This window comes from Nocardiopsis sp. NPDC055824 (assembly GCF_053616335.1).
Genome location: NZ_JBSHDN010000327.1, coordinates 1 through 4,506 on the forward strand (window position 1 = coordinate 1; position 4,506 = coordinate 4,506).

A 4,506-nucleotide genomic window follows, 5' to 3' on the forward strand; every position below is an offset into this window, starting at 1 on the left:
GCGCGGCCGGGCGGACGCCCGGCGTCAGGCGGCGGCCTGGTCCGTGACGCGCCGGACGGCCTCGACGGCGATCCCGGGCTGGTCGACGTGGATGTAGTGACCGCTCTCCTCGGCGGTGCTGAGCTCGCTGAGGCCGGAGACCCCGCTCCACTTCTCCTGGCCCTCGGCCCACACGCGCTCCAGGTCGGCGCCGTACTCGGGGATCTCCCCGAGGTACTGCACCCCGTGCTGGATGATCTCCGTCGGGATGTCCCCGGCGGAGCGCACCTCCGGGTCGCTCTCGATGACGATCTGCTCCGGGTTCTCACCCTCGAACACGGCGAGGTTCTGGGCGCGCACCTCGGCGCCCGGTCCGGTGGCCGTCTCGGGGATCACGCCGGTGATGTCGTCGAGCATCGTCGGGGACGTGGCGTCCAGCAGGACCAGTCCCGCGACCCTGTCCTGGTGGTCGGGGGCGTAGCGGGCGGCGATCAGCCCGCCCAGCGAGTGGCCGACCAGGACGACCGGGCCGTCGCCGGCGATGTCGTCGAGGACGGCGGTCAGGGTCTCGCCGACGTCGGCGATGCTCTGGGGGCCCTCCGGCTGGTCGCTCGCGCCCTCGCCGAACCGGTCGTAGGAGCAGACCCGGTCCCCGTCGCTCAGGGTCTCCTGGAGGTCGGCCATGGTGTCCAGCCCGTCGCCCATCCCGGCCATCAGGACGACGACCGGCCGGTCGTCCGCCGGGAGGCCGGAACAGGACACGTTCACGGAGCCGCCCCCGACCTCGAGCGTCTTGGTTCCCGTGAACAGCTCTCCGTCGGTCATCACGTCCTCGGCGGCGGTCTCCAGGTCGGTCCGGACCTCGTCCAGGCCGGACCGCACGTCGGAGAGCGGCCCGCATCCGGTGAGCGCCGTGACGGCGACGGTGCAGCACAGTGCGGTCAGGGCGGTCGCCCGGACGGTGCGGGGCATGGGGTCCTCCAGAGGAACGGGTTGAGGGGGCGGACGTCGCCAGGGGCGTCGGCGCCGTTCACCGCGGCACGGACCGCGCGGCCCGACGGAACGCGGCGACTGGGGAGAACGCTACGGACGCGGCGGGTCGGCGTCGTCACCACACGGTGGACACCTGCTTGTCGCTCGCACGGGGGACAGGGGCGGCCCCCGGACGGCACGGCCTCCGTTCACCTGCGCCGACAAGTCCCCGAGCCGGCAAGGCGCCGGGCCGACACGTCGATCCGTCCACTTGTCGACCCTCCCCGGCGGCGGGCACGCCTCCCGTGCCGCGCCGCGCCGGGCGCGGGCGCCGTCAGGCCCCCTCGTCCCGCGAGGACGCGGGCGGGTCGTCCCGCAGGATCTTCCCCAGGCGCATCATGACGTCGACCTGGGCGGGGTTGTAGAGGTCCTTGAGCGCGGTCACGCTCGTCTCCGCGGCGTACCGGGGGCGCTTCGGCGCGATCCTGTTCAGGTCCCCCAGCACGGGGTGGTCGGCGAGGAGGCCGCGGACGGGGCCGGCGAGCCGCTCCGCCAGCTCGCGGCGCGTCTCCTCGTCGGCGTCCTCGGGCAGGGCGTCGAAATCGGACTCCTCCTCGACGACCCGGCGGTCCTTGAGCGCCTCGCTGTAGGAGCTCATCGCGGCGGGGTCCATCAACCGCGTCATGACGACGACGAACGAGCGGTCGGCCTCGCTCATGTCCACGTCGGCGGTGGCGAGCGCCATCTCGGGCGGGAGTTCGGTGGGCGCCGACTTGCGCAGGACCAGGGCCAGCTCCAGGCGCACCCGCTGGAGCCGCTCGATCGTGGCCTCCAGCTCGGCGTCCAGGCTCCGCAGCGCCTCGTCGGGGTAGGACTCGGCCTCGCCCATGTCGGCGATCTGGGCCAGGGAGAACCCCAGCTCCGACAGGCGCTTGATCCTCAGGACCCGGATCAGGTGCGCCACCCCGTAGCTCTTGTAGCCGTTGGAGCGCCGCTCCGGCTCCTCCAGCAGGCCCACCTCGTGGTAGTGCCGCACCGCCCGCACGCTCGTGCCGGCGAGCTCCGCCAATTGCCGGGTGCTCCAGGCCATGCCCGTCCCTCCTCGAAGTTCGCGCCCCCCGGCGCGGACGCGCCGACGGTACCCATGGAAAACCATGCCCCTACGGCATGGTCAAGCCCAGCTGCCCAGCTGCCCAGCTGCCCAGCCGCCCCGCCGTCGCGGCGCCCGCCGGAGCGGCCGGGAACCCCGGAGCCGCCGTGTGTTCCGCGCGGCTCCGACTGTCGGCCCGCGCGCGTAGCCTTCCCCCGTCCCCGGGGCGCGGTCGTCCGCGCAGCCGGACAGCACCCCTCCCCTCCTCCCCTCACTTGGAGCCCTCATGCCGGAGCACATGCCCGCCCTCGTCTTCCTCACCGAACGGCAGAGGAGCGGGACGGGGCGGTGGACCTCCGACCACGGACTGGTCGTCGGGTTCGAGGCCGGTCCGGCCGTGCCGCTCGCCCGACTCGACTGGCGGGACGTCGACGGCGCCGAGGCGGTGATCGGGTTCGACCCCGGGATGACCGCCTTCGTCGGCCTGCGGGTCGCCGCGGACGGCACCTCCTACGAGTGGCGGGGCCGTCTGGTGCAGCGGACCTCGGCCGGCCCCCACCGCTTCCTGGTCGCGGGCGGCCGGGCGGACGAGGAGCTGCGCCTGCTCGTCGAGGACGGCGGGGCGCCGGTCTCGCGGTTCGGCTGGGCCGACCGCGAGGGCGGCGGCGGCTCGGTCCTCCTGCGCTCCGTGGACCTGGACGAGTCCGCCTCGATGGTCGAGATCACCGACCGGGTGCGCGAGGTGCGGGCGGGGAACGAGCACGCGAGGGCGGGCGAGGTCGCCCTCAACGTGCTCGACGCGACGGCCGCCAAGTGGCTCTCCTGGCGGGACGCCGACTTCCTGGAGTTCACCATGGAGGAGCCCGTCCGGGTCCGGCACTACGCGCTGGAGTCGGCCAACGACTTCGCCGACCGCGACCCCCGGGACTGGGTGCTCCAGGGCTCACAGGACGGCCGGACGTGGGTGGACCTCGACGCGCGCGCCGACGAGACCTTCCCGCAGCGGCACCACGCCCGCGACTTCCACGTGACCGGCGAGGCCTCCGAGGAGTCCTACCGGTTCCTGAGGCTGGAGATCACCCGCAACTCCGGCGGGGGCGAGACCCAGCTGTGCCGGGTCCGGTTCTTCTCCGGCAGGCGCTCGTACGAGGCGTTCACCGGCCACCGCTACGCGGCCGGGGAGGCGCCGGCGCCGTACGCGGGCATCGCCGCCGAGCTCGTGGAGGGCGCCCCGAACACCGTCGGGAGCTGGCGGTCCTTCCTCGCCGAGTACAGCGCCGACATGCTGCGGGTCCTGGAGCCGGGCGAGCTCGTGGAGACGACCGGCGAACAGCGCGCCGCGTCCTGGCTGGGCTACGAGGGCGCCTCCGAGGAGCGGATCGCGGCCCTGGAGGAAAGGCTCGGGACCCCGCTGCCGCCCAGTTACAGGTCGTTCCTCGGGGCCTCCGACGGCTGGACCAGGATGGGCATGTTCATGTACGCCCTCCTCTCCGCCGACGAGGCCGGCTGGGCGGACGACTTCCACGACGAGGCGATGCTCGACGAGGAGGAGCTGAGGGAGGACGGACTGGTCGGCCCGTTCCTCGTGGTCTCCGGCGCCAGCGACGCGCAGACCTGGCTGCTCGACGCGGGGGACGTCTCCCCCGACGGAGAGTGGGCCGCCTACGTGTGGGCGAGCTGGTACCCCGGGCTGGGCGAGCGCCACCGCTCCTTCGCGGACCTGGTCGTCGCCGAGCGCGCCTCGTTCGAGGAGCTGAGCGGGTCGGAGGGCCGGCCGGTGCGCCCGGAGGGCGCCGAGGACCTCCTGGCCCGGGGGCGCGCGGCGGCGCTGCGCGGCCGGGTGACCGACGCGATGGAGACCTTCCGCAAGGCCGAGGAGAAGGGGTCGGGCGCCGCCGCCTACCTCAGGGCGGTGCTCTCGGCCTTCCTCGACGTCAACGGGATCCACCACGAGCTGCGCGGACTCCTGCACCGGCCCCACGTGGTGGCCGAGGTCGGTGTCGGGCAGATCGAGTCCGAGGCCCTTCCGCTCTACCTGTACAGCGCCGGACTGGACGCCCACGGGAGCACGGCCTTCGCGGTCCGCGCGCTGGGCGGCGGGGCGACGGGATTCGAGCTGCCGTCGACCGACGAGGAGCGGGACGCCCTGCTCGCCTCCCGCCGGGCCCCGGAGCCGCCCGCCTTCGAGCGCGCCCTGGACCGGGCCCGCGCCCTGGTGGCGCGGGGTGCCGGCGACGAGGCCTGGGCCGTCATCGAGGAGGCGCTGGCCGAGTGGTACCCGGTCTCGCCGAACCGCGTCGCGCCGGTCGTCCTGCTCACCGACCCCGCCCTGCGCGGCGCGGTCACCCCGAGCCGGGCGCGCGAGGTGGTGTTCACCCCGCGCGGCGTCCACCCGGACGTCTGACCGGGGACGGGGCGCCCGGGGCGGGGCCGTCCTCCGTCCGGGCGCCGCAGGGTCCGCCACC

General features: G+C 74.6%; 3 protein-coding genes. 1 reads left to right on the forward strand and 2 read right to left on the reverse strand.

Translation table 11 applies throughout. From position 1 onward, the window contains the following. Positions 1–24 precede the first annotated feature (24 nt). The gene (locus ACWGL3_RS31190; protein ID WP_452462125.1) at positions 25–951 is read right to left on the reverse strand and encodes an alpha/beta fold hydrolase; all 927 of its coding nucleotides are present in this window, start codon (positions 949–951) and stop codon (positions 25–27) included. 334 nt (positions 952–1,285) lie between these two features. Beyond that, a complete protein-coding gene (locus ACWGL3_RS31195; RefSeq protein ID WP_267947363.1) occupies positions 1,286–2,041 on the reverse strand; it encodes a MerR family transcriptional regulator in 756 nt (251 codons plus the stop codon). A gap of 286 nt (positions 2,042–2,327) precedes the next feature. Between ACWGL3_RS31195 and ACWGL3_RS31200 the strand changes: the two genes are divergently transcribed. After that, positions 2,328–4,445, forward strand: coding sequence for an SMI1/KNR4 family protein (locus ACWGL3_RS31200; protein ID WP_267947364.1), 2,118 nt, complete (start codon positions 2,328–2,330; stop codon positions 4,443–4,445). The last annotated feature ends 61 nt before the right edge of the window (positions 4,446–4,506 follow it).